22 protein-coding genes are annotated in these 22475 nt (G+C 41.4%); 10 read left to right on the top strand and 12 right to left on the bottom strand.

Annotated features, from left to right (window positions below; translation table 11 throughout):
* Nucleotides 1-122: 122 nt before the first annotated feature.
* Nucleotides 123-926: a Cof-type HAD-IIB family hydrolase gene (locus tag G6R09_RS13685; protein ID WP_163923075.1), complete on the top strand. Its 804-nt coding sequence runs from the start codon at nucleotides 123-125 to the stop codon at nucleotides 924-926.
* A 76-nt stretch (nucleotides 927-1002) separates the two neighbouring features.
* Here the strand turns inward: G6R09_RS13685 and G6R09_RS13680 are convergent, their stop codons facing one another.
* Complete coding sequence (locus G6R09_RS13680; protein WP_065169220.1) at nucleotides 1003-1461, bottom strand: EVE domain-containing protein; 459 nt, start codon at nucleotides 1459-1461, stop codon at nucleotides 1003-1005.
* 61 nt (nucleotides 1462-1522) lie between these two features.
* Between G6R09_RS13680 and G6R09_RS13675 the strand changes: the two genes are divergently transcribed.
* The 5 genes from G6R09_RS13675 (at nucleotide 1523) to adiA (ending at nucleotide 7768) form a co-directional block, all read left to right on the top strand.
* Entirely contained in the window at nucleotides 1523-1942 is a 420-nt protein-coding gene (locus G6R09_RS13675) for a hypothetical protein (RefSeq protein WP_065169219.1), read from the top strand.
* Nucleotides 1943-2023: 81 nt separating this feature from the next.
* Nucleotides 2024-2605 carry a tRNA-uridine aminocarboxypropyltransferase gene (locus G6R09_RS13670; RefSeq protein WP_065169218.1) on the top strand — a complete coding sequence of 194 codons (582 nt, stop codon included), beginning with the start codon at nucleotides 2024-2026 and terminating at the stop codon, nucleotides 2603-2605.
* Between the two features lie 131 nt (nucleotides 2606-2736).
* A complete protein-coding gene (locus G6R09_RS13665; protein ID WP_065169217.1) occupies nucleotides 2737-3204 on the top strand; it encodes a glycine zipper 2TM domain-containing protein in 468 nt (155 codons plus the stop codon).
* A gap of 719 nt (nucleotides 3205-3923) precedes the next feature.
* Complete coding sequence (potE, locus tag G6R09_RS13660) at nucleotides 3924-5249, top strand: putrescine-ornithine antiporter (RefSeq protein WP_107204551.1); 1326 nt, start codon at nucleotides 3924-3926, stop codon at nucleotides 5247-5249.
* Nucleotides 5250-5467: 218 nt separating this feature from the next.
* Nucleotides 5468-7768: an arginine decarboxylase gene (adiA, locus tag G6R09_RS13655; RefSeq protein ID WP_163923073.1), complete on the top strand. Its 2301-nt coding sequence runs from the start codon at nucleotides 5468-5470 to the stop codon at nucleotides 7766-7768.
* 355 nt (nucleotides 7769-8123) lie between these two features.
* On the opposite strand, the gene G6R09_RS13650 is transcribed toward adiA, so the two are convergent.
* From G6R09_RS13650 to ftnA, 6 genes are all read right to left on the bottom strand, one after another.
* Nucleotides 8124-8333, bottom strand: a complete 210-nt coding sequence (locus tag G6R09_RS13650; RefSeq protein WP_065167986.1) for a hypothetical protein — start codon at nucleotides 8331-8333, stop codon at nucleotides 8124-8126.
* Nucleotides 8334-8680: 347 nt separating this feature from the next.
* Nucleotides 8681-8887 carry a cold-shock protein gene (locus G6R09_RS13645; RefSeq protein ID WP_036789206.1) on the bottom strand — a complete coding sequence of 69 codons (207 nt, stop codon included), beginning with the start codon at nucleotides 8885-8887 and terminating at the stop codon, nucleotides 8681-8683.
* Between the two features lie 381 nt (nucleotides 8888-9268).
* On the bottom strand, nucleotides 9269-10456 hold the full coding sequence (locus G6R09_RS13640) for an NAD(P)/FAD-dependent oxidoreductase (RefSeq protein ID WP_065167987.1): 1188 nt from the start codon (nucleotides 10454-10456) through the stop codon (nucleotides 9269-9271).
* 146 nt (nucleotides 10457-10602) lie between these two features.
* Nucleotides 10603-11712: a mechanosensitive ion channel family protein gene (locus tag G6R09_RS13635; RefSeq protein ID WP_163923070.1), complete on the bottom strand. Its 1110-nt coding sequence runs from the start codon at nucleotides 11710-11712 to the stop codon at nucleotides 10603-10605.
* A 125-nt stretch (nucleotides 11713-11837) separates the two neighbouring features.
* A complete protein-coding gene (gene uspB / locus G6R09_RS13630) occupies nucleotides 11838-12176 on the bottom strand; it encodes a universal stress protein UspB (RefSeq protein WP_065167989.1) in 339 nt (112 codons plus the stop codon).
* A gap of 73 nt (nucleotides 12177-12249) precedes the next feature.
* Entirely contained in the window at nucleotides 12250-12780 is a 531-nt protein-coding gene (gene ftnA / locus G6R09_RS13625) for a non-heme ferritin (RefSeq protein WP_163923068.1), read from the bottom strand.
* Between the two features lie 254 nt (nucleotides 12781-13034).
* Between ftnA and G6R09_RS13620 the strand changes: the two genes are divergently transcribed.
* Complete coding sequence (locus tag G6R09_RS13620; RefSeq protein ID WP_065167991.1) at nucleotides 13035-13457, top strand: universal stress protein; 423 nt, start codon at nucleotides 13035-13037, stop codon at nucleotides 13455-13457.
* Nucleotides 13458-13593: 136 nt separating this feature from the next.
* On the top strand, nucleotides 13594-14484 hold the full coding sequence (locus G6R09_RS13615; protein ID WP_065167992.1) for a carboxylate/amino acid/amine transporter: 891 nt from the start codon (nucleotides 13594-13596) through the stop codon (nucleotides 14482-14484).
* A 60-nt stretch (nucleotides 14485-14544) separates the two neighbouring features.
* Here the strand turns inward: G6R09_RS13615 and fre are convergent, their stop codons facing one another.
* From fre to trxA, 5 genes are all read right to left on the bottom strand, one after another.
* Complete coding sequence (fre, locus tag G6R09_RS13610) at nucleotides 14545-15255, bottom strand: NAD(P)H-flavin reductase (RefSeq protein WP_163923066.1); 711 nt, start codon at nucleotides 15253-15255, stop codon at nucleotides 14545-14547.
* 9 nt (nucleotides 15256-15264) lie between these two features.
* Nucleotides 15265-15528 (bottom strand): 2Fe-2S iron-sulfur cluster-binding protein, encoded by a 264-nt coding sequence (locus G6R09_RS13605; protein WP_163923064.1) that lies wholly within the window; start codon nucleotides 15526-15528, stop codon nucleotides 15265-15267.
* An 88-nt stretch (nucleotides 15529-15616) separates the two neighbouring features.
* Nucleotides 15617-17482, bottom strand: a complete 1866-nt coding sequence (ubiD, locus tag G6R09_RS13600) for a 4-hydroxy-3-polyprenylbenzoate decarboxylase (protein ID WP_163923224.1) — start codon at nucleotides 17480-17482, stop codon at nucleotides 15617-15619.
* Nucleotides 17483-17715: 233 nt separating this feature from the next.
* Nucleotides 17716-18981, bottom strand: coding sequence for a transcription termination factor Rho (rho, locus tag G6R09_RS13595; protein WP_060999724.1), 1266 nt, complete (start codon nucleotides 18979-18981; stop codon nucleotides 17716-17718).
* 198 nt (nucleotides 18982-19179) lie between these two features.
* Nucleotides 19180-19506 (bottom strand): thioredoxin TrxA, encoded by a 327-nt coding sequence (gene trxA / locus G6R09_RS13590; protein ID WP_060999723.1) that lies wholly within the window; start codon nucleotides 19504-19506, stop codon nucleotides 19180-19182.
* Nucleotides 19507-19618: 112 nt separating this feature from the next.
* Here trxA and rhlB point away from each other — a divergent pair, with 112 nt between their 5' ends.
* A complete protein-coding gene (gene rhlB, locus G6R09_RS13585) occupies nucleotides 19619-20929 on the top strand; it encodes an ATP-dependent RNA helicase RhlB (protein WP_060999721.1) in 1311 nt (436 codons plus the stop codon).
* Between the two features lie 19 nt (nucleotides 20930-20948).
* A complete protein-coding gene (gppA, locus tag G6R09_RS13580; RefSeq protein ID WP_163923062.1) occupies nucleotides 20949-22439 on the top strand; it encodes a guanosine-5'-triphosphate,3'-diphosphate diphosphatase in 1491 nt (496 codons plus the stop codon).
* Nucleotides 22440-22475 lie beyond the last annotated feature (36 nt).

Raw genomic sequence — 22475 nt, 5'->3', positions numbered from 1 at the left:
AGCGGAAAAATTTATTACTCATATTAACCCCTTTTTATCTCTCATAGTGGTTTAGTATAAGCGACTCACATTAGATCTCGTTATCTTACCTTTCGCTATATTTCTATTTATTGAGAGCCTTCATGTATCAAATTGTTGCTTCAGATTTAGATGGCACATTGCTAAATCCCGATCATAAAATTGCGCCATTTACGCGTGATGTATTACAGCGCCTTGCCCAGAAAAATATCAATTTCGTGTTTGCAACCGGCCGTCATCATATTGATGTTGCAGAAATACGTGAAAAATTAGCCATTCCTGCTTATATGATCACTTCCAATGGCGCTCGAGTACATAACTGTCAGGGCGAGCTTGTTTTTCAACAAAATCTCAGTGCTGAAGTTATTCGTGGTGTGATCACCCTTGCTAAAGATGATCCAGACTTGCATATTCATATGTACCGTGGCGATCAGTGGCTACTCAATAATGACAATGAGCAATTAAAAGAATTCCACGATAGCTTTAGTTATCACTTATTTGATGCTAACAATCCACCCGTCGATGACGTGGCTAAGGTGTTCTTTACCCGTGAAGATGGCGATCATGAAGCACTGGTAAAATGGGAACAAATTTTTAATGCACATTTTGGTGACAAAGCCAATATTGCCTTTTCTACGCCATGGTGTCTTGAAGTGATGGATGCTGGCGTATCAAAAGGTCATGCACTTCAAGCTGTTGCAGAAGCTCTTGGCTATCAACTGGCTGACTGTATCGCATTTGGTGATGGTATGAATGACGCTGAAATGTTGGCCATGGCTGGAAAAGGGCTGGTCATGGGAACGTCGCATGAAAAGGTTAAATTAGCCCTGCCAAATAATGAAGTGATTGGCTCAAATGCCGATGAAGCCGTGGCTCATTATTTAGAGCAACATCTGCTAACACGCTAATTTGACTACGGCGTTATTGAAGAGAAATCATCCAAACAGTGACAGTCATAGCCATCTATGTTGTCACTGTTTTTGATTAAAATTGCCCCGTCATCGCTAATATCTGTTGCCACTCAGTAGCCGTTACTGGCATCACACTCAGCCGATTACCTCTTTTAACTAATGGCATTGCTGCTAATTCAGGCGTCTTTTTCATGCGCGCTAAACTCACTAAGCGTAAATGCTGCTGATATTCAATATCGACCATCACCCACGGTGAGTTTTCAGTGGTCGCTTTAGGATCGTAATAAGCACTTGTTGGCTCAAGTTGAAAATGATCAGGGTAAGCCTCTTTCACCACTGTCGCGATCCCAACGACACCAATATCTTTACAAGAAGAATGGTAAATCAGTACCTGATCACCACATTTAATCTCATCGCGGAGCATATTGCGTGCTTGATAATTACGAACCCCTTCCCATGGTGAAACTTTTTGGTGTTTTAAAGTGTCTATTGAAAAGGTATCTGGTTCGGTTTTAAATAACCAATACGCCATTTATTTCCCCTAATTGTGCTAATTTCAATGTAGAAATTGAGCCTACCATAGAGAGTACATAATGACATACCCACGCTTATCACTTGCGCTATTATTAGCAGCAACCACTTTATCAGGCTGTGCTAGCTGGATTCCGGCTGCGTTTAAAAGCGATCCCGCCGAATCGCAATGGGTAGGGAATTATAAAAGTGATACCGAGATGGGGCTAACCACACATCTTCACTTAAGTGATGATCATGCAGCAACCACAACTTATACCTACACTAATGGTGATCCTGATTTATTAGAAACTGGTCATTGGCAGGCAATTAACCCAACCAGTGTTAAGGTCACTATGACCACTCACCAAGGACGCCCACTTAATAGCGAACGTATTTATAGTTATGATCCCCACAGTGAACAACTTAGCACTCAACAAGAAACCGTCGATGGTCAAACCTATCAACTCGGTGTCGAAGGATTAATTCTACAGCGTCAATAATCGCTATTATGGTTCTCTATCGTGACTCAAAGGTGGCGTTATGCCACACTGCCACCTTTATCATTGATCACGAGAAAGAACATGGCTTGTCTGCGTTGCGGGTTTAAATTTAATTGTATTTGCGCTATCGAACCACAATTACAATCAGCCGCTGATTTTGTGCTACTAACTCATGCTCGTGAATCTAGCAAAGATACCAATACTGGCATATTAATGACGCGAACGCTGCCCAGTTGCCGTGTCGAAATGTGGCACCGTACTGAGCCACCGCAAGCATTATTGAATCAATTACAAGACCCTAGCTATCAAGCTTGGTTAGTCTTTCCTAGTGACGAGCAACACTTAGCGACACCGTTAACGCTACCAGCAACCAATAGCATCAAGCTATTGCTAATTATTATTGATGCCACCTGGCAAGAAGCACGTAAAATGGTACGTAAAAGTCCGTGGCTTAATCAATTACCCCGTATCGCACTAACCCCTGAAAACACATCATCTTATTCGCTGCGCCGTAACCAGCAACCCGGCCATCTTTGCACCTGTGAAGTGGGTGTTGAGTTATTAAAGCAACTGCACCAACCCCAAGCAGCACAACAACTACAAGATTACTTTACTCATTTTATTGCGATCTATCATGCCGACAAAAGTGGTCACGCAAAATAAGCTCACTAGTGCTTAAATCATGCTAATAGTTGTTTTTGTAATATCAGATTTACGGCTTTATTTTCTAAATAAAAAGGCTCAGATTAGCAATACTCAATTTTATACACTGTATTTTTAGCGAAGCTTATACCATGAAAACCAAAATCCTTGCCGTTGTCATCATCGCCTCAACTTTAGGCCTTGCTGGTTGTGCTGCCAACCCTTACGGCAATGCCTACAATGTAAATGATGCTCGTCAAATGCAACAAGTCTATTACGGTACCGTCGTACGTACCCAAGCGGTTACTCTAAACGGTAACGGTAATGGTATTGGTACATTAGCTGGCGGCGCGATTGGTGGTATTTTAGGTTCTGGTGTTGGTGGGGGAAAAGGTTCAGAAATCGCCTCAATTGGTGGAGCATTACTGGGTGGCTTCTTAGGGAATGAAGCGGGTAATCAAGCCACAAAACGTAACGGGGTTAACCTAACCATTAAAATGGACAGCGGTCGTACTGTGTCTATTGTGCAGCAAGTAAACCCGCAAGTAATGTTCCAAGCCGGCGAACGTGTCCAAGTTAATGAAAGTGCTGACGGCACTTCACGAGTGACGCCCGCTTAATCATCATTAACAGATCATTTCCTATAAGAAGGAGCGGTGGCTCCTTTTTTATTATTCAAATTCCTGCTTTTCCGCATGGCATCTTAGTGGTGCTATTAATCCATTAATGTTTCATCTCACTGCGTCAGTAAACGATCAAGGCTATTATTTATTGCCTTTATTACGGTTATTTTCAGTCTAAATAGCCATTATCTGCGCTCGTGCAGTATTATTTTAAAAAAACTTTATTCAGCCTAAAACATGTAACATCACAATTAATGCATAACTATTTTATGCTTATAGCACTCCCCCTCTAATTTGTATAACAAATCTTATCAGATGATAATCACAACTTACTGTTATTAATAATAATTTAATTTGTCACTATTATTATTTATTCATTTAATATTCATTTTGACGAAATTAAGCGATCGAATAACGATACTAGTTCTTCATTTACCCTCTAAATCTGCAACGTTTCTTTGCGGTTTTACGGTTTTTTTTTTATCAAAATAGCAGCATCATAGCACTCGTTAAATAACTAAACGGTGATGTAATTAAGTAATAATAATTAAGCCAGTTTATCTTTAACTTATTTTTTTGGTTACGTAAGACAGTCAAAAAAATAATTTAATGGTGACCCTTGGTTAGCATAATTTAATTCACATGACTTTATTTTCATTACGATAAATAAACTATACATATAGCGTTTATATCCTTCCTAATCACAGGTGAATATAATGTCATCGAATACTGACACTAAAAAAATGGGACTCGTTGGCTTAACTGTACTTGTTGCAGTTAACATGATGGGTTCTGGTATTATTATGCTACCAGCAAGCTTGGCGCAAGTTGGTGCAATTTCAATGTTATCTTGGGTTGTAACTGCGTTAGGTGCAATGTGTATTGCTTACACATTCGCTAAATGTGGTGCGTTTTGTAAACGCTCTGGCGGTATGTCAGCTTACGCAGAAGAAGCACACGGAAAATCATCTTTCTTCATCTCTTCTTACACTTACTACGTGTGTTTAGTTATTAGCTGTGTGGCGATTGCCGTTTCAGCGTTAGGTTACATCAAACCATTTATGCCTTGGCTTGATACACCGATACACACTTTCTTCGGTGTAGTTGCGATTCTTATCTTCACTATGGTGGCTAACTTTGGCGGTGCGAAAATCACTGGTCAAATCTCAGCGTTCACTGTTTGGGGTATCATTATTCCGGTTGCGGGTCTGTCTATCATCGGTTGGTGGTGGTTCGATCCACAAACATTCATGAATGCATGGAACCCACATCACGACACGACTATGCACTCTGTATCTTCTGGTATCGCACTGACTTTATGGGCTTTCCTAGGTATTGAATCTGCGGGTGCTAACTCTGATGCAGTTGAAAACCCAGAGCGTAACGTACCACTTGCAGTATTATTTGGTACAGGTTTTGCGGCAGTTATCTACATTGCGTCTACTGGTGTTATTCAAGGTATTATTCCTAACGCCGAGCTATCAGCATCAACAGCACCGTTTGGTTTAGTGTTCAGCCACATGTTTAACCCTATGGTAGGTAACATCGTTACTCTAGCTGCGGTTATCGCATGTATCGGCTCACTACTTGGCTGGCAGTTCACTAACGCACAGGTTTCTAAAGCAGCAGCAGATGAAGGTTTATTCCCTAAAATCTTTGCTAAAACTAACAAAGCAGGCGCACCAATTGCAGGTATGTTAATCATGCTAGCAGCTGAGATCTTATTAGCAGTGATGACTATCTCTCCTAACTTGATCAGCCAGTTCAACGCACTATTGAACCTTGCAGTATTCATTAACATGGTACCTTACATCCTATCTATGACAGGTTTGGAAGTACTACTTCGCAAGAACATGGTATCTAAAAAGCAATACCGCTTAGGTGCTACCGTGGGTACATTAGCTGTTCTTTACAGTATCTATGGTGTATATGCTTGTGGTGCAACCGCAGTATTTGGCGGTACTATCCTGATGCTACTTGGCTACATCTTCTATGGTTTCATCGCAGCTCGCGATACTAAACCAGAAGTAAAAGCAAACTAATTTAAAGATTTAATAAATTCGATAATAAAGAAATTTATTAATAATAAGCTAGAACGGAAATGGGAATAAATAATAAATACGCTAACCATTAATAACCTTATTAATAACCAGCCTTATTTATTCCCATTCTAAAATATTCGTACAGACCTTTATTACTTCATATTTTTTATGTCGCGGTAAAACACATCTGTCATCCATCATTTTATTCAGGCGTTATTATGAACAATAGTACTAATAATAAAATGCGTGCTCTCGTTATTGAGCACCAGAACATTACTCCAAACAGCTTTGCAGATCGTGCAACTAAATCACTGATTGCTGAACTACAAAACCGYACTATCGATATCATCACTGCCACTTCTTATGAAGATGCRCGTGCGGTTATCATGTCGACTCAAATCGATAGCTTAGTATTAGCACTAGAAAAAACTGAAGAGCAAATCGTTAACTCTAACGAAGAAGTTGATTTGTTAGCAGCACTACAAGCACGTCAATCTGAAGTGCCAGTATTTCTACTAGCAGAACGCGCGCGTACCTCTATTCTTAACAACCGCCAGTTAATGGAGCGTGTTGATGARTGTTATTCAGTACTAGAAGACACTGCTGATTTCGTTGCTGGCCGTATCGTAGCTTCAATGCGTCGTTACCGTGCCCAAGTGTTACCACCGTTCATGAAAGCGATGATGCACTACAACGATATCCATGAGTACTCATGGTCTGCKCCAGGTCACCAAGGTGGTATTGGTTTTACTAAGACCCCTGCTGGTAACCAATTCTTTGAATTCTTCGGCGAAAACTTGTTCCGTACCGATATGGGTATCGAACGTGCTGCACTAGGTTCATTACTTGACCACAGCGGCGCATTTAAAGATTCAGAAGTTGAAGCCGCTAAGATCTTCGGTGCTCAYCAGTCTTACTCTGGTATCGTAGGTACWTCWGGTTCAAACCGTACTATCATGCAAGCATGTATGAAAGATGACGACATTGCTATTTGTGACCGTAACTGTCACAAATCAATTGAACAAGGTCTGATCCTAACAGGCGCACGTCCAATCTACATGGTGCCTAGCCGTAACTGCTACGGTATCATCGGTCCAATCAGCAAARYTCAAATGAGCAAAGAAGGCATTGCGCTTAAAGCGAAAAATGCCGGTATTCCWTTCAACGCTGATGAGAAAAAAGCCAGCTACGCTGTAGTAACTAACTGTACTTACGACGGTTTATGTTACCACTCAGAAGTGACTGAAGCGCTACTAGGCGAAAGCTCTAGCCGTATTCACATGGATGAAGCTTGGTTTGGTTACGCACGTTTTAACCCTATCTACAAGGGTCACTACGCAATGCGTGGCGATGCGAAAGACCACACAGGTCCGACAGTATTTGCAACGCACTCAACCCATAAGTTATTGAATGCATTGTCTCAAGCATCATACATTCACGTTCGTAATGGTGAAAACGCGATCAACTTTGACCGCTTCAACCAAGCTTACATGATGCATACTTCAACATCACCACTATACGCAATCTGTGCGTCTAACGATGTTGCTGCGAACATGATGAAAGGTGAAAGTGGTTTATCGCTAACGAACGAAGTGAACCGCGAAGCGATCATCTTCCGTCAAAGTGTTCGTCAACTATTTAATGATTACACGGCTGAAAACGATTGGTTCTTCAAGCCTTGGAACGCTGAAACGGTTACAGAAATGAACGGCGACAAAGTTAATTTCGAGAATGCTTCTGTTGAGTCTCTAATGACTATTCAACAGAACTGGAAATTGACCCCAGGCGATAAGTGGCATGGCTTTGACGAAATCGACAATGACTGGTGTATGCTTGATCCAATCAAAGTTAGCTTGCTAACTCCGGGTCTTGATGACAACGGTAACTTCCTAGAAACAGGTGTTCCAGCAGCACTTGTTACTGCATACCTAGGTCGTTTCGGTATCGTACCAACCCGTACCACTGACTTCCAAGTCATGTTCCTATTCTCAATGGGTATTACTAAAGGTAAGCGTGACACCTTGATCAACACTCTGTTGTCATTCAAGCGTCACTACGATGCGAACTCTCCGTTAGAAACAATTCTACCTGAGTTGGTGGCATCTTCACCTGAAACCTATTCAGGTCTTGGTCTTAAAGATCTTGGTAACAGAATGTTTGAATACCTAGTACGTCATAACCCAAGCCAAGTACTGAACCAGGCTTACTCAAGCCTACCTGAGATGGAAGTCAAGCCACGTACTGCTTACCAGTTCGTCGTGTCTGATGACGTAGAGCTAGTGCCTTCTGACAAGCTTGTTGGCCGCGTTGCTGCGAACTCTGTTATTCCTTACCCACCAGGCATTCCAATGCTTATGGGTGGTGAAAACTTCGGTGACGAAACAAGTCCTCAAATCCAGTATTTGAAAGCACTAGAAGCATGGGATGCAGAATTCCCTGGTTTCGAACACGAAACTGAAGGCGCTGAGATAGAAGACGGTAAATACCACGTTCTTTGTATCAAAAAAGACGCACTATAATCGCCTAATACGATAATGTGATTGACTAATAAATCCCTCGTTGTATTACAGCGGGGGATTTTTTTTCATAAAGGAAGTGCAGGATATTCTGGGAATAAATATACAAAATAACAATATAATAGATATAAAAAATGCCGGCCTTAGCCAGCATTCTTTCATTTATTAATAAAGATAAATTATCGCACGATGCAATAACCTGAAATGATAATATTCATATAAGTAATCACACCTGCATTATCGTGATAATAATGCCGAATAACCATAAATGCGTTTATTACTTTATATTATTAAATAATGTCATTGGCGAGATAAGACATTTAATTAAAATCATTTCTTAATTAAATCCCCTGGGGTATTAATAAGAAATGTAGAAATTACCAATTACTTTATTGCTGCTATTTTTAATGTTACCTGCGGCTGTTTTTTCACAGTAACTAAATGATATATCTAGATTATCAACATTGCCGTTAATCAAAATATGGCGTTTTAATACATCACTATTGAGCTGATGAATATTAGCACTCCAGGTGCGCTGATTTTTTACTAAATTAAAGTTTACTATCATTATTAACCTCTTGGTTTTCATTTGTATTTACAGGGTTTTCTTGACGATTTTGTTGAAACCAAAATCGCTTACGACCTAATGAACGAGACATAAGTATCCTTAGTTTTTTATTAGCAGCAAAATATTCAGATGATAAAAGGCATCTAATATTATTCATACTAATTAAGTAGTTAAATTTTTATTTATAATAAAGTAACGAAGTAAATATGAACGTAACGACAAATACAGAAGCAGATGTTGGAAGTGTTTTATATTTCGATGATATTGTATAAATAATTTTTAAGTTAAGATGGTATTGCTAAAAGTGACGCAAACGGTACTGCGACCATTTGCGTCGACTTAAAATATTATAAAGCTACAACGTTTGCAGCTTGAAGACCTTTTTGGCCTTGCTCTACTTCAAAAGACACTTTTTGGCCTTCAGCAAGAGTTTTGAAACCTTCAGAAGCGATTGCACGGAAGTGAACGAATACGTCAGCGCCGCCATTGTCCTGAGTAATGAAACCGAAACCTTTCTCTTCGTTGAACCACTTAACGATACCAGTAGTAGACATAATGTGTCCCTTATATTTGATTAAAATTCATAACGATTTGTCGTAATTATATCACGACTGCACTGAAAGCTTGAATTATTGAATGTGACTATGAAGCTAAGGGAAACACTAAGGAATGCAACAATAACGAAGATATTCTGAGGGTTTTTCTTTTACTTGATGTTTTCATTAATAACTCTGAACAACAGAGCGTCATCATTATTATGTGGTTAGCAATTATTGTAAAGATTTATTTTCTAATCAACCCATAATAAATCATAAGCCACTGATATTACTTGATAGTTTTTTCGTAGCCATCAAGCAATATCAATAAAAAAACAGCATATTGGACGGATTTTGAGTATTTTAACAACTAAAAAAATAAATTTCAGCGGTTAAATATCACGCATTTTGTCCAGCGACATAGCCAGAACTCCACGCCCATTGGAAATTATAACCACCAAGCCAACCACTAACATCCATCACCTCACCAGCAAAAAACAAGCCTTTCACTTTCTTTGCTTCCATAGTTTTGGATGACAATTCATCGGTATCAACCCCACCTAAAGTCACCTCAGCTGTACGGTAGCCTTCTGTACCATTAGGCGCAATATTCCATTGATGGAAATAATTCGCTAGCTGTTCAAATTCTTTGTGGTTAAGTTGCTTTAACGGCTTATCAGTAATATCGCCACGCGTAATTAACACTTCAATTAAGCGCTTCGGTAACATACGCGATAAGGTATTTTTCAGACTTTGATTTGGATGCTGTTCACGCAATTCAAGCAATGTGTCAGCCAAATTAAGCATCGGTAATAAATCAATGGTCACCTTTTGCCCTGGCAACCAGTACGATGAAATTTGCAGAACGACAGGCCCAGATAAACCACGGTGCGTGAATAATAAATTTTCTTTAAAACTGGTGCCATTTTCGGTGGTGATCACCGCAGGTACTGCAATACCTGATAATTCTTCAAAAGCATCTTTATCTTGCTTATGTAGAGTAAACGGCACTAAACCAGCAGTCGTCGGCACCATTTTTAAGCCAAATTGCTCAGCAATTTGATAACCAAATGGCGTTGCGCCTAATTTAGGCATTGATAAACCACCGGTAGCAACCACCAGCGATTCGCAGCAGATCGTTTCACCGTTAACATTCAAACTAAACCCAGAATCTAATTGGGTAATAGCACTGATGTCAGCTTGATAACGTAAATTGATATTAGGCATATCACATTCCGCAACCAACATTTTAACAATGTCTTTTGCGGAGTCGAGACAAAATAATTGTCCATGCTCGCGCTCTTCATAATCAATTCCATGTTGGCACACTAAGCCGATAAAATCCCATTGGCTGTATTGTGACAATGCTGATTTAACAAAATGAGGATTACGACAAACATAATTATTAGCAGCCACATCATTATTAGTGAAATTACAGCGACCACCACCTGAGATTAATATCTTACGGCCCGGTTTCTTACCATGATCAAGCACTAACACTGAGCGTCCACGCTTACCCGCAGTAGCTGCACACATTAAGCCTGCAGCACCTGCACCAATAATTACTACATCATATTTGTTTGCCATGGATTTCAATTAGCCTTTAATGTCACTAAATAAACGCAAAAAGGATGCTAACGATTAGCATCCTTTTTCTATTGTCGCTGCTATTTTACCTGCCTATTGACGCAATACCAACCGCTATCCCATTACGGTAATTTATTCGATTAAAATCAAGCTTGTTGCTGGCTCTCAATTGCCGTTAATGCTGTGATTGCCGCAGTTGGCATATCTAAGGTGGTAGTAGGAAACGCAAAATCAGCACCATGTGAATGTACAATCGCAACAATTTGTAGCATCACATCTTGCTGTACCGCTTTGTATTTAACCCAATCAACGGTTTTGGTAAAGGTATACACCAGTATATTCAGTGATGATGGTCCATAGGTGTCAAAGCTAACAATTAATGTTTGTCGGTTTTCAATTTCAGCATGGTTTTGTAGCATCGTTTTAATGTCATCAACCACTAATCCCATCACTGCCGCATCACAATAACGTAAGCCAACACTTTGTTTAATCCGTCTATTTTGCATTCGTGAAGCGTTCTCAACCACCACCGAACTAAAGACAGAGTTCGGGACATACAACGGTCGTTTATCAAAAGTGCGAATGACTGTCATACGAAATCCGATCCGCTCAATGGTGCCTTCTATTTGGCGATCTGGGCTGCGAATCCAATCACCGACTTTAAACGGCCGATCAAAATAAATCATCATGCCACCAAAGAAGTTAGCCAGTAAATCTTTAGCCGCCATACCAACAACTAAACCACCAACACCACCAAAGGTCAGTAACCCCGACAAACTTAAGCCGAAGTTTTGCATCACAATTAAACTGCTCAATACCATCACAATTAAGCGTAATATTTTTGAAATAGCAGTAACGGTAGTGGCATCTCGATGGGGACGATTATCTAATATTGTCTGTTCAATATTGGTGATCAACCGCATCAGAATCCAAATAAAGACCCCAATCAATAATAAATGCCGCAATAACGCCAACAAGCCACTGGAATAAGAGGTTATATTATCGATCATAATCCCCAGTGACATCAGCCCTGGCCATACCCAAATACAGAGCGACACTGGCGCACGAACAGCATCAATTAGAGCATCATCCCAAATTAAATGGGTTTTACTCGCCATGGTCGCTAAGCGGCGAGAAATAAGTAACCACCCACCCCACAGCAATCCACTCAACAATAGTAATAAGCCAATGTTGTACATCCAATTAACGGACGCACCTTTTTCAAGCGATGACCACCAAAGTAAAAATTGATCCATAGCGATTTAGCTTCCGATACTCAACAGAAAAATGAAGTTATATTACTAGTAATGATATAGCACAGAACGAGGACGGCAAAGAAAGTGCCACTAGAACAGTGACACTCTAAACGGTAAAGCTGATATTAAAGTCCGAGGAAAGCGACGCTAAAAATAGCCACAAAAAAAGTAATCATAAACGTGCTGGCCAATACAAACAGTTTACGTACTTTAATGCACTTTGCCATAAACAGCGGATCGTGATGTTTTTTATACTGTTGGCTACGAATATAATGAAATAAGCGAATTTGTTTACTGACATTTCCTTGCGATGAAAAGAAACCACGCCCATCAACTTGTTGGTATAGTAATGGATCACAATCTCGCATTACCACCAACAAAGAACGTAATGTACTGATATATCTACAAGTATTAACAGTTGCCACCAAAAAAATCGCAACCAAAAGTGCATCACCACTGATCATAGTTATCCCCTCTTAAATATCACTTGCTTATAGGGATAAAAGGGCAGTGTATGACCACAACCCTCAACATCACTTAAGCTTGTGAGTCCATTACTGATGTTGGTACTGATTCACCTTTAGCCATCGCGGCGAGGTCTTTATCAATAAAAAATAGCGCTTTGCCATCTTCACCAACTAACTCAATTTTATCTAAAATGCCTTTGAATAATTTCTCTTCTTCATGTTGCTCTGATACATACCACTGTAAGAAATTAAAGGTTGAATAATCTTGAGTAGAAAATGCAACATGGGCTAATTCATTAATTTTTTTAGTGATTAGCTGCTCATGCTCGTAAGTTTCACGGAATACGGCACCTAAAGAGTCAAATTGATGTTTAGGCGCTTCGATTGTGCCTAAAATCGGCAACGCACCCGTTTCGCTTACATAAGTAAACAAACGTTGCATATGCTCCATCTCTTCAGCAGCATGCACACGTAAGAACGCCGCAGCACCTTCAAAGCCTTTATCTTCACACCATGCGCTCATTTGCAGGTATAAATTAGAAGAAAAGAACTCTAAATTAATTTGCTCGTTAAGATTTTCAACCATTGCCTTGGCTAACATTGCACTACTCCTGTTTGTTTAAGTGTAATCAAGACATTGTCACTGTGCATTGTTAAGAATGCAACAAATGGACAAAACGCCGTTATTAATATAATTACTATTAGTATAAACCACTAAAATAACAATAAAAATGAATCGACGATTACGGAAAATAATTAACCATTTCGTAATCTATAGATGCGACCTAATCGATATTTTTAAGTTTATACCAGTGCTAACATACAGCATTATTGTATTGCTATGGAGTGTAAGTGATGGTTTATAAACATATTCTCGCTGCTATTGATCTTTCTGAAGACAGCGCCTATCTGGTCGATAAAGCCGCTAAGCTAGCGCAATCATTGGATGCAAAACTATCACTGGTCCATATCGATGTTGATTACGCCGATCTCTACACTGGTTTGATTGATATAAATCTAGCAGAAATGCATGAACGCGCAGAAAATGATGCGCAAAATAGATTACACCAGCTAGCGAATGATGCCGGCTACCCTGTTGCACACACACTTGTCGGTAGCGGCGATTTAAGCGAAGAAATTTGTGTTGCGATTAAAGATCTTAATGTTGATCTGGTTATTTGTGGCCATCATCAAGATTTTTGGAGCAAAATTTTATCATCAACTCGCCAGCTTATTAGCCGTACTCCGGTTGATTTATTAATGGTGCCACTTAAATAGTTCCGCTTCATTACAGCAGTCGTTGTTATAACGACTGCTGATCATTGTTATTCCGCACTCTGTAATTATCATATTCCTGCTGCCGCAATTTAGTTACACTCTCATTACCCTTTATCAACACATCCTATTTGCGACGATGAAATACTTATCTGTAATTACCCTTCTATGGGCGTTTTCTTTTAGTTTGATTGGCGTTTATCTTGCCGGTCAAGTCGATGCTTGGTTTTCAGTACTCACCCGCGTTTGTTTAGCGGCAGTGGTTTTTTTACCTTTTTTACGCACCAAACATTTACACCCCAAACTCGCCCTCAAATTAATGGCTGTCGGCGCATTTCAACTCGGGTTAATGTATTGCTTCTACTACCAATCATTTCTATATTTAACCGTACCCGAAGTATTATTGTTCACTATTTTCACGCCAATTTATGTCACTCTGATCTACGATGCGCTGCATAAACAATTCTCGCCATGGTACTTACTCAGCGCAGTCATTGCGGTATTAGGTGCGGCAGTGATTAAATTTGAAGGCATCAATCAGCACTTTATTATCGGTTTTTTGGTGGTTCAAGGTGCTAACCTTTGCTTTGCGATAGGCCAAGTCGGTTACAAAAGAATTATCGAGCAAGAGCAGGCTGATATTCCACAGCACACCGTGTTTGGCTGGTTTTATTTAGGTGCTGTGTGTGTCGCTGTACCAATGTATCTATTGTTTGGTAATAGTGACAAGTTACCAACAACCTCATTGCAATGGGGAATTTTAGTTTATCTGGGTGTGATAGCTTCAGGGCTGGGCTATTTTATTTGGAATAAGGGCGCGACATTAGTTAATGCTGGCGCATTGGCTATCATGAATAATGCTTTAGTACCCGCAGGCTTAATCGTCAATATTGTGATTTGGAATCATAATGTCGATTACCCACGATTAATTATCGGCGGTGGAATTATATTATTGTCGTTATGGTTTAACGAAAGTTGGATAAAAAATAAAGTCGCAGCTCAACGCCAACCACAAAACCCGTCGTCATAGCCGCAATATAATCACCAAAAAGGCGCGATAATCGCGCCTTTTTAACACGTTGAAGCAGTCTTAAATAAACGCAAACGCATCAGCAAACATATGCTCACGTAACGCACCTTTTTCAGTACAGAAACGTTCACGCGCGGCACCCGCCATTTCAAAACGACCACACACATAAATATCATAGGCAGATAAACTTACAAAATCATCGGCAACGGCGTCCAATACATTACCAACTTTACCCTGCCAACCTTCTGGCGCTGTTTCTACCACAGGTACATAGCTAATATTGGCGTATTGCTGCGCTAGCGCCTGCATTTCATCATTCGCGTATAACTGGCACAAATCACGCCCACCCCAATAAATGAATATCGGTTGCGTTAAGCCACGGCTAATGCAGTTATCGACCATGCTACGAATATAAGAGAAACCTGTACCACCAGCAATCATCACTAATGGACGCTGACTTTCATGTCGCAACCATGCTTCACCATGCGCAGCTTCAATGGTTACTGGTTGCTGCTCTGTGAGGGCTTTTTTCATGGTTTCAACCACTTCTAACGCATAAGCATTATGCTCAGCAGCACCAATATGAAGTTCAAGCTCACCTTGACGACAAGGGCTGCTTGCAATCGAAAATGGGCGTTTATCTTTATCACCCATCACGGCTAATAAGTATTGGCCCGCTTTAAAATCGAGGGCTTGTAATGGCGTTAATAAAATACGGTATGTATTACATGCCAACGGTTCAACTGACTTTACTTCACATTGGATAGACATGGTTTTCCTCTAGTCTAACGATAATACCAAGTCACTTTCTACCTTCGCCAGACAAGCGAAAATCCAGCCTTGTGCCTGTTCTTGTGGCGTTAACATTGGCTCAAACTGATAGCTTATTTGGCCTTGCTGTTTACGGCACATACACATCGCACAAGCGCCAACCTGACAGCGATTAGGGAAAGCAATACCTGCGTCGAGCGCTGCTTGTAATACTGTTTGCTGCGCACTGGCAACAAAAGTAATGTTATTGGGCAACAGGCGTACTTGGTACATAAAAAAACTCTCAATTCAGGGCCATATTTTGCCCCTGAAACATAAAAATATCAGCTTATTGATTGTTACTAAAAATAACCATGAAAGCTTACTGATCCAGCGCCAATTGTGCCCACATGGCATCAACGCGCGCAACAATCTGGGGATCTTTAATAATCGGCGTACCCCATTCACGTTGGGTTTCTTCACCAATTTTATTGGTCGCATCAAAACCGATCTTTGAGCAACGATCTGTGGTCGCGGCAGTTAATACCGTATCACGACTTGGATCCATGCGGGTTGTAACCGCCCAAATAACATCATTCCAATCACGAACATTGACGTCGCCATCACAGATAATAATAAATTTGGCATCGGTGAATGTATTCAAACAAGCAGATACTGCGGCCATGATCTGCAAAGCTTCACCGGCAATAGTTTTATTGATACTCACAATAGCCATGCTGTGATCTGCGGCTTGTGGCGGTAAGTAACAGTCAATGATCGCCGGAAATTGCTGGCATAAGGCGGCTAATTCGGCCTCAATATTACACTCAGCATCCCTAAATCCTACCGATGAAGCTGCGGTATTTGCTAATTCTGCCGGCCATTTAATGGTGGCATCAATTCCCATTTTTGAGCCCAAGCCCACCACTGGCGACGCAAAGTCCAGTGAATCAATTGGGGTATTATCAATCATTAATGTGTCGCGAACCGGATCCATGCGCGTTGTCATGGCATTGATCACACTGTGCCAATCTCGTGCATTGACATCATCATCACACACAATCACAAATTTAGTGTACATGAACTGGCGTAAAAACGACCACACTCCCATCATGACCCGCTTAGCGTGACCAGGGTATTGCTTCTTCATTGTCACCACCGCCATGCGGTAAGAACATCCTTCCGGCGGCAAATAGAAATCGACAATCTCAGGAAACTGTTTATGCAAAATAGGCACAAACACTTCGTTTAACGCTACGCCAAGTACTGCGGGTTCATCTGGTGGACGACCCGTATAGGTACTGTGATAAATCGGATCGTTACGCATCGTAATGTGAGTGATGGTAAACACATGATGCCGTTCAACCTCATTGTAATAACCTGTATGATCGCCATAAGGGCCTTCATCGGCATATTCTTCAGGGTCGATATAGCCTTCCATTACGATTTCAGCACTGGCTGGCACTTGTAGATCATTACTGATGCTTTTAACCACTTCAGTACGACTACCACGTAATAAACCTGCAAATGCGTACTCAGATAGCGTATCAGGCACAGGGGTAACCGCACCAAGCACTGTCGCAGGATCGGCGCCAAAGGCCACTGTCACCGGAAATTTTTCTCCAGGATGGGCTTCACACCATTCACGCATATCTAACGCACCACCACGGTGAGCGAGCCAGCGCATAATCACTTTATTCTTGGCAATTTTTTGTTGGCGATATATGCCTAAATTTTGGCGTTTTTTATTTGGACCACGGGTAATGGTTAATCCCCACGTCAGCAACGGAGCGACATCACCTGGCCAGCAACTCATGACGGGGATTTTATCTAAATCAACCTCGTCACCTTGCCATATAATTTGTTGGCAAGCCGCTTTACGAAGCACTTTCGTTGGCATATTAAGCACTTGCTTAAATACCGGAATTTTATTAATTGCGTCACGTAAACCTTGAGGTGGCTCAGGCTCTTTTAAATAGGCTAACCATTCACCCACTTCACGCAATTGCTTAACATTGTCGCGCCCCATTCCCATCGCTACCCGTTGAGGGGTACCAAACAAGTTGGCCAACACTGGCATGTCATAACCTACAGGATTTTCAAACAACAATGCTGGCCCGCCAGCCCGCAAAGTGCGATCGCAAATCTCAGTCATCTCCTGATTAGGATCGACTGGCTGTTGAATACGTTGTAATTGACCTTGTTGCTCTAAATAAGCAATAAAGTCACGTAAATCCTTGTATTTCATGCGACTACCTGTAGCTAAACCAAGCCAACCAGTATCACTGATAATGGCTTGATGAGAATGATTTTTGCTAGTATAACCAGTTGTGGGACGGAAAACACCTGTCGACAAAAAAAAGAAAATACCCTTTATAATTCTGTGGTTTAACAACTGAACGTCATCAACAATGTTAAATTTCAACCAAAAAAAAACGCCACTCTAGAGTGACGTTTTTAATTCAATAACAACCAACTACATTATGATTTCTGACGACGCATTGCGTCAAAGAACTCTTCGTTAGTTTTGGTCATTGATAGCTTATCGATCAAGAATTCCATGCTATCGGTTTCACTCATTGGGTGAACGATCTTACGCAGGATCCACATTTTCTGTAGTTCATCAGCTTTTGCTAATAACTCTTCACGACGAGTACCAGAACGATTGATATCAATCGCAGGGAAAACACGCTTCTCAGCAATCTTGCGAGAAAGATGTAATTCCATGTTACCAGTACCTTTAAATTCTTCGTAGATAACTTCATCCATCTTTGAGCCAGTATCAACTAGCGCTGTTGCGATGATAGTTAAGCTACCGCCTTCTTCAACGTTACGTGCTGCACCAAAGAAGCGCTTAGGACGGTGAAGGGCGTTGGCATCCACACCACCTGTTAGTACTTTACCAGATGAAGGAATAACGGTGTTGTAAGCACGTGCTAGACGGGTAATTGAGTCAAGTAAGATAACCACATCTTTCTTGTGCTCTACTAGACGTTTTGCTTTTTCAATTACCATCTCAGCCACTTGTACGTGACGTGAAGCTGGCTCATCAAACGTTGATGCAATTACTTCGCCTTTCACAAGACGTTGCATCTCGGTTACTTCTTCTGGACGCTCATCGATAAGCAATACCATTAACTCACACTCAGGGTGGTTATGGGCAATACTTTGGGCAATGTTTTGCAGCAACATTGTTTTACCCGCTTTTGGCGGAGCAACAATCAGACCACGTTGGCCTTTACCAATCGGTGATGCTAAATCAAGAACACGTGCAGTGATGTCTTCAGTAGAACCGTTACCGCGCTCCATACGCATACGTGAGTTTGCATGCAGTGGAGTAAGGTTTTCAAAAAGGATTTTATTACGAGCGTTGTCAGGTTTATCGTAGTTTACTTCGTTAACTTTCAGTAGTGCAAAGTAACGTTCGCCGTCTTTTGGTGGACGAATCTTTCCGGCAATAGTGTCGCCAGTACGAAGGTTAAAACGACGAATTTGGCTTGGTGATACATAAATATCATCTGGGCCTGCAAGGTAAGAACTGTCTGCGCTACGCAGAAAGCCGAAGCCATCTTGCAAAATCTCTAGAACACCGTCGCCAAAAATATCCTCACCACTTTTAGCATGTTGCTTAAGAATGGAGAAGATGATGTCCTGCTTACGTAGGCGGGCCAGGTTTTCCAATCCTAAACTTTCGCTAAGTGATACCAACTTAGGAATAGGTTGGCTCTTGAGTTCTGTAAGATTCATAGTGGTGGGTTTCTTGTTTGTCAAAATCGGGGTTCTATATTAGTTGAGATAAGGATGACCAATAGGGCCTGGTCAAGAAATGAACGAAAATGTAATTTCTGTGCGTTACGTTAACACTAAACGTTCTCTTCGTCTAGCATAGTCGCTAGACAAACCATGCACAACTTAGAAATTGTGCATGGCTCGCAATTATATCACTTATAAGTTCGCTTCAAGGAACTCTTTCAGCTGAGTTTTTGATAACGCGCCAACTTTAGTTGCAGCAACTGCGCCATCTTTAAACAGCAATAACGTTGGAATACCACGAATACCAAACTTTGGCGGCGTCGCCGCGTTTTGGTCGATATTTAATTTACCAATCGTTAGTTTGCCTTCATATTCATCAGCGATTTCATCAAGAATAGGGGCAATCATTTTACATGGACCACACCATTCAGCCCAAAAATCAACGAGTACCGGGCTCGCAGCATTGACAACATCAGTATCAAAACTTTCATCGGTAAGCTGCACAATCTTATCGCTCATCTTCCACTCCAACAGTGATTTTGTTAGCTGATATTGAATTAACCAGCAAATCGTTATCCTATTTGAATGGAATACGTTTCGTATTGCAACCCTAAGCTGATATTCTATAGCAATGAAGACGACACATATCACAGAGCAGAAATTTGCCGAACTAGGGTTAAACCCCCTAGTGCTAAAAGGATTGGAAGAGAAAGGGTTTCATAATTGTACCCCGATCCAGGCCTTGGCATTGCCAGTTGTGCTCACTGGCCATGATATCGCGGGACAGGCTCAAACAGGTACGGGTAAAACCCTAGCCTTTCTGACCGCTACTTTTAACCACCTATTGGAGAACCCTGCACCAGCAGAGCGTAAAACCAACCAACCGCGAGCGATCATTATGGCGCCAACGCGTGAGTTGGCGATCCAAATTTTCAATGATGCATCATCGCTACTTGCGAGCACCGGCCTTAAAGCTGGCCTTGCTTATGGCGGCGAACCTTATGAAAAACAAAAACAAGTGTTTGATGAAGGTGTCGATATTCTGATCGGTACTTGCGGTCGTATTATCGACTTCTACAAGCAACGTGTTATTGACCTTGCAAGTATTCAAGTCGTTGTTCTTGATGAAGCGGATCGCATGTTCGATTTAGGCTTTATTAAAGATATTCGCTTCTTGTTCCGTCGCATGCCTGAGCCAAAAGCGCGTTTAAACATGCTGTTCTCTGCCACGTTATCATACCGTGTTAAAGAGCTGGCTTTTGAGCACATGAATAGTCCTGAAAGCGTTGTGGTTGAACCTGAACAAAAAACAGGCCACCGTATTAAAGAAGAGCTATTCTACCCATCAAACCAAGAAAAAATGCGTTTATTACAAACGTTAATTGAAGAAGAATGGCCTGATCGTGCGATTATTTTCGCCAATACTAAGCATCGTTGTGAAGATGTTTGGGGTCACTTAGCCGCTGACGGTCATCGCGTTGGTTTGCTTAATGGCGATGTACCACAGAAAAAACGTGAGCGTATTCTAGAAGAATTCACTAAAGGTGATATTGATATCCTTGTTGCAACTGATGTTGCTGCTCGTGGTCTACATATTCCAATGGTTACCCACGTATTTAACTACGATCTTCCTGATGATGCTGAAGATTATGTTCACCGTATTGGCCGTACTGGTCGTGCCGGTGAAAGTGGTCACTCAATCAGCTTCGCTTGTGAAGAATACGCAATTAACTTGCCTGCGATTGAAACCTATATCGAGCATGGTATTCCACAATCAAAATATGATTCTGATGCCCTTTTAGATGATTTACCTGCACCGATTCGCTTACAGCGTAATCCTCGTCAAGGTGGTCGTCGTAATAACCAGCGTCAAGGTCAAGGCCAGGGGCAGTCTCGTCAGCGTAATAATCGCCGTCGTCCGCCACAAAACAAACCAGCATAAAATAAGTTAAAGTATCTCTATGGAAAGAAATTCAGTATCACCGCTTTATGCCGCAATTGATTTAGGTTCAAACAGCTTTCATATGTGGGTTGTACGTGAAGTCAATGGCAGTGTTCAGACGCTCGCTAAAATCAAACGTAAAGTACGTTTAGCGGCGGGGTTGAATAATCACAACGAACTCAGCCAAGACGCGATTCAACGCGGGCTTGACTGTTTGGCTATCTTTGCCGAACGTTTGCAAGATATCAAACCTGATCATATCCGCATTGTCGGTACTGCCGCCTTGCGTACAGCGGTCAATGCTAACGAATTTCTTTCTCAAGCTCACAGTATTCTTGGCTATCCTGTGAGCGTGATTGCGGGTGAAGAAGAAGCACGTATTATCTATCAAGGGGTAGCGCATACCTCAGGTGGCAGTGATAAACGTCTGGTGGTCGATATTGGCGGCGCCAGTACCGAAGTCATTATCGGTGAAGGTTTTGATGCCAGTGCATTGACGAGCCTAAAAATTGGTTGTGTTACATGGCTGGAGCGTTATTTTAAAGATCGCTACCTTACCTCAGTTAACTTCGATGCCGCTATTAATGGCGCTAAAGAAGCGATTGAAGCCATTATTGAGCGTTACACTCAGCAAGGCTGGGAAACCTGTGTTGGCGCAAGTGGCACCGTGCAAGCATTACAAGAAATTATGCTCGCACAAGGCATGGATGAAATCATCACTCTGCCAAAACTTAAACGCCTTCAACGCCAAGCGATGCAATATGAACGCTTGGAAGATCTTGATATTGAAGGTTTAACATTAGAACGAGCGCTAGTTTTCCCTAGTGGGTTATCGATTCTAATCGCCCTATTTGAATCATTACAAATAGAATCAATGACCCTTGCTGGCGGTGCGCTACGCGAAGGCTTAGTCTATGAAATGATGGATCAAATGCGTCATCATGATGTGTGCTCACGAACAATTATGAGCATGCAACAGCGGTTCCAATTGGATCATCACCACGCAGATAACGTGAGTGATGTGGCATTAGCATTATTAGCCCAATGTTCAAATTGGCAACTGGAACCACCAGCAGAAAACCTCCTTCAAGCGGCAGCCAAATTGCATGAAATTGGCGCTAGCATTGAATTTAAAAAAAGTGGTGAACATGCGGCTTACTTAATTAAGCACATGGACTTACCTGGTTTCACTCGCGCACAAAAAAATCTTATTGCTGAGTTATTGCGTCGTCATAACGGCCCATTAACCAGCTTACCAGAACAACATGCGTTATCAGCGCCAAGTGCTGCTCGTTTACTGCGCTTGTTACGACTAGCGATTATTTTATGCCATCGCCGCGATCAAAGCTGTTTGCCTCCCTTTAGCTTACGTATGGAAGACAACAAATTGACTTTGTTATTATCGGCGAAATGGTTGATCAATAATCCGCTCACTCGTAGCGAACTGACCCAAGAAGCTACCCGTCAAACCGATATGGGCTGGCCAATGGTAGTAACGGCACAAGACTGATTAATAGCATTACAAGCTAGCGATGAGGGTTGCCCT

This window comes from Photobacterium sp. Alg240-V54 (assembly GCF_900537155.1).
GTDB lineage: Bacteria > Pseudomonadota > Gammaproteobacteria > Enterobacterales > Vibrionaceae > Photobacterium.
The sequence above is the reverse complement of the archived record's forward strand: the minus strand, read 5'-3'. Positions and strand labels throughout refer to the sequence as shown.

Coding starts and splice junctions, on each gene's coding strand:
- G6R09_RS13685 (WP_163923075.1), top strand. CDS start 123: ATGTATCAAATTGTTGCTTCAGATTTAGATGGCACATTGCTAAATCCC.
- G6R09_RS13680 (WP_065169220.1), bottom strand. CDS start 1,461: ATGGCGTATTGGTTATTTAAAACCGAACCAGATACCTTTTCAATAGAC.
- G6R09_RS13675 (WP_065169219.1), top strand. CDS start 1,523: ATGACATACCCACGCTTATCACTTGCGCTATTATTAGCAGCAACCACT.
- G6R09_RS13670 (WP_065169218.1), top strand. CDS start 2,024: ATGGCTTGTCTGCGTTGCGGGTTTAAATTTAATTGTATTTGCGCTATC.
- G6R09_RS13665 (WP_065169217.1), top strand. CDS start 2,737: ATGAAAACCAAAATCCTTGCCGTTGTCATCATCGCCTCAACTTTAGGC.
- potE (WP_107204551.1), top strand. CDS start 3,924: ATGTCATCGAATACTGACACTAAAAAAATGGGACTCGTTGGCTTAACT.
- G6R09_RS13650 (WP_065167986.1), bottom strand. CDS start 8,333: ATGATAGTAAACTTTAATTTAGTAAAAAATCAGCGCACCTGGAGTGCT.
- G6R09_RS13645 (WP_036789206.1), bottom strand. CDS start 8,887: ATGTCTACTACTGGTATCGTTAAGTGGTTCAACGAAGAGAAAGGTTTC.
- G6R09_RS13640 (WP_065167987.1), bottom strand. CDS start 10,456: ATGGCAAACAAATATGATGTAGTAATTATTGGTGCAGGTGCTGCAGGC.
- G6R09_RS13635 (WP_163923070.1), bottom strand. CDS start 11,712: ATGGATCAATTTTTACTTTGGTGGTCATCGCTTGAAAAAGGTGCGTCC.
- uspB (WP_065167989.1), bottom strand. CDS start 12,176: ATGATCAGTGGTGATGCACTTTTGGTTGCGATTTTTTTGGTGGCAACT.
- ftnA (WP_163923068.1), bottom strand. CDS start 12,780: ATGTTAGCCAAGGCAATGGTTGAAAATCTTAACGAGCAAATTAATTTA.
- G6R09_RS13620 (WP_065167991.1), top strand. CDS start 13,035: ATGGTTTATAAACATATTCTCGCTGCTATTGATCTTTCTGAAGACAGC.
- G6R09_RS13615 (WP_065167992.1), top strand. CDS start 13,594: ATGAAATACTTATCTGTAATTACCCTTCTATGGGCGTTTTCTTTTAGT.
- fre (WP_163923066.1), bottom strand. CDS start 15,255: ATGTCTATCCAATGTGAAGTAAAGTCAGTTGAACCGTTGGCATGTAAT.
- G6R09_RS13605 (WP_163923064.1), bottom strand. CDS start 15,528: ATGTACCAAGTACGCCTGTTGCCCAATAACATTACTTTTGTTGCCAGT.
- ubiD (WP_163923224.1), bottom strand. CDS start 17,482: ATGAAATACAAGGATTTACGTGACTTTATTGCTTATTTAGAGCAACAA.
- rho (WP_060999724.1), bottom strand. CDS start 18,981: ATGAATCTTACAGAACTCAAGAGCCAACCTATTCCTAAGTTGGTATCA.
- trxA (WP_060999723.1), bottom strand. CDS start 19,506: ATGAGCGATAAGATTGTGCAGCTTACCGATGAAAGTTTTGATACTGAT.
- rhlB (WP_060999721.1), top strand. CDS start 19,619: ATGAAGACGACACATATCACAGAGCAGAAATTTGCCGAACTAGGGTTA.
- gppA (WP_163923062.1), top strand. CDS start 20,949: ATGGAAAGAAATTCAGTATCACCGCTTTATGCCGCAATTGATTTAGGT.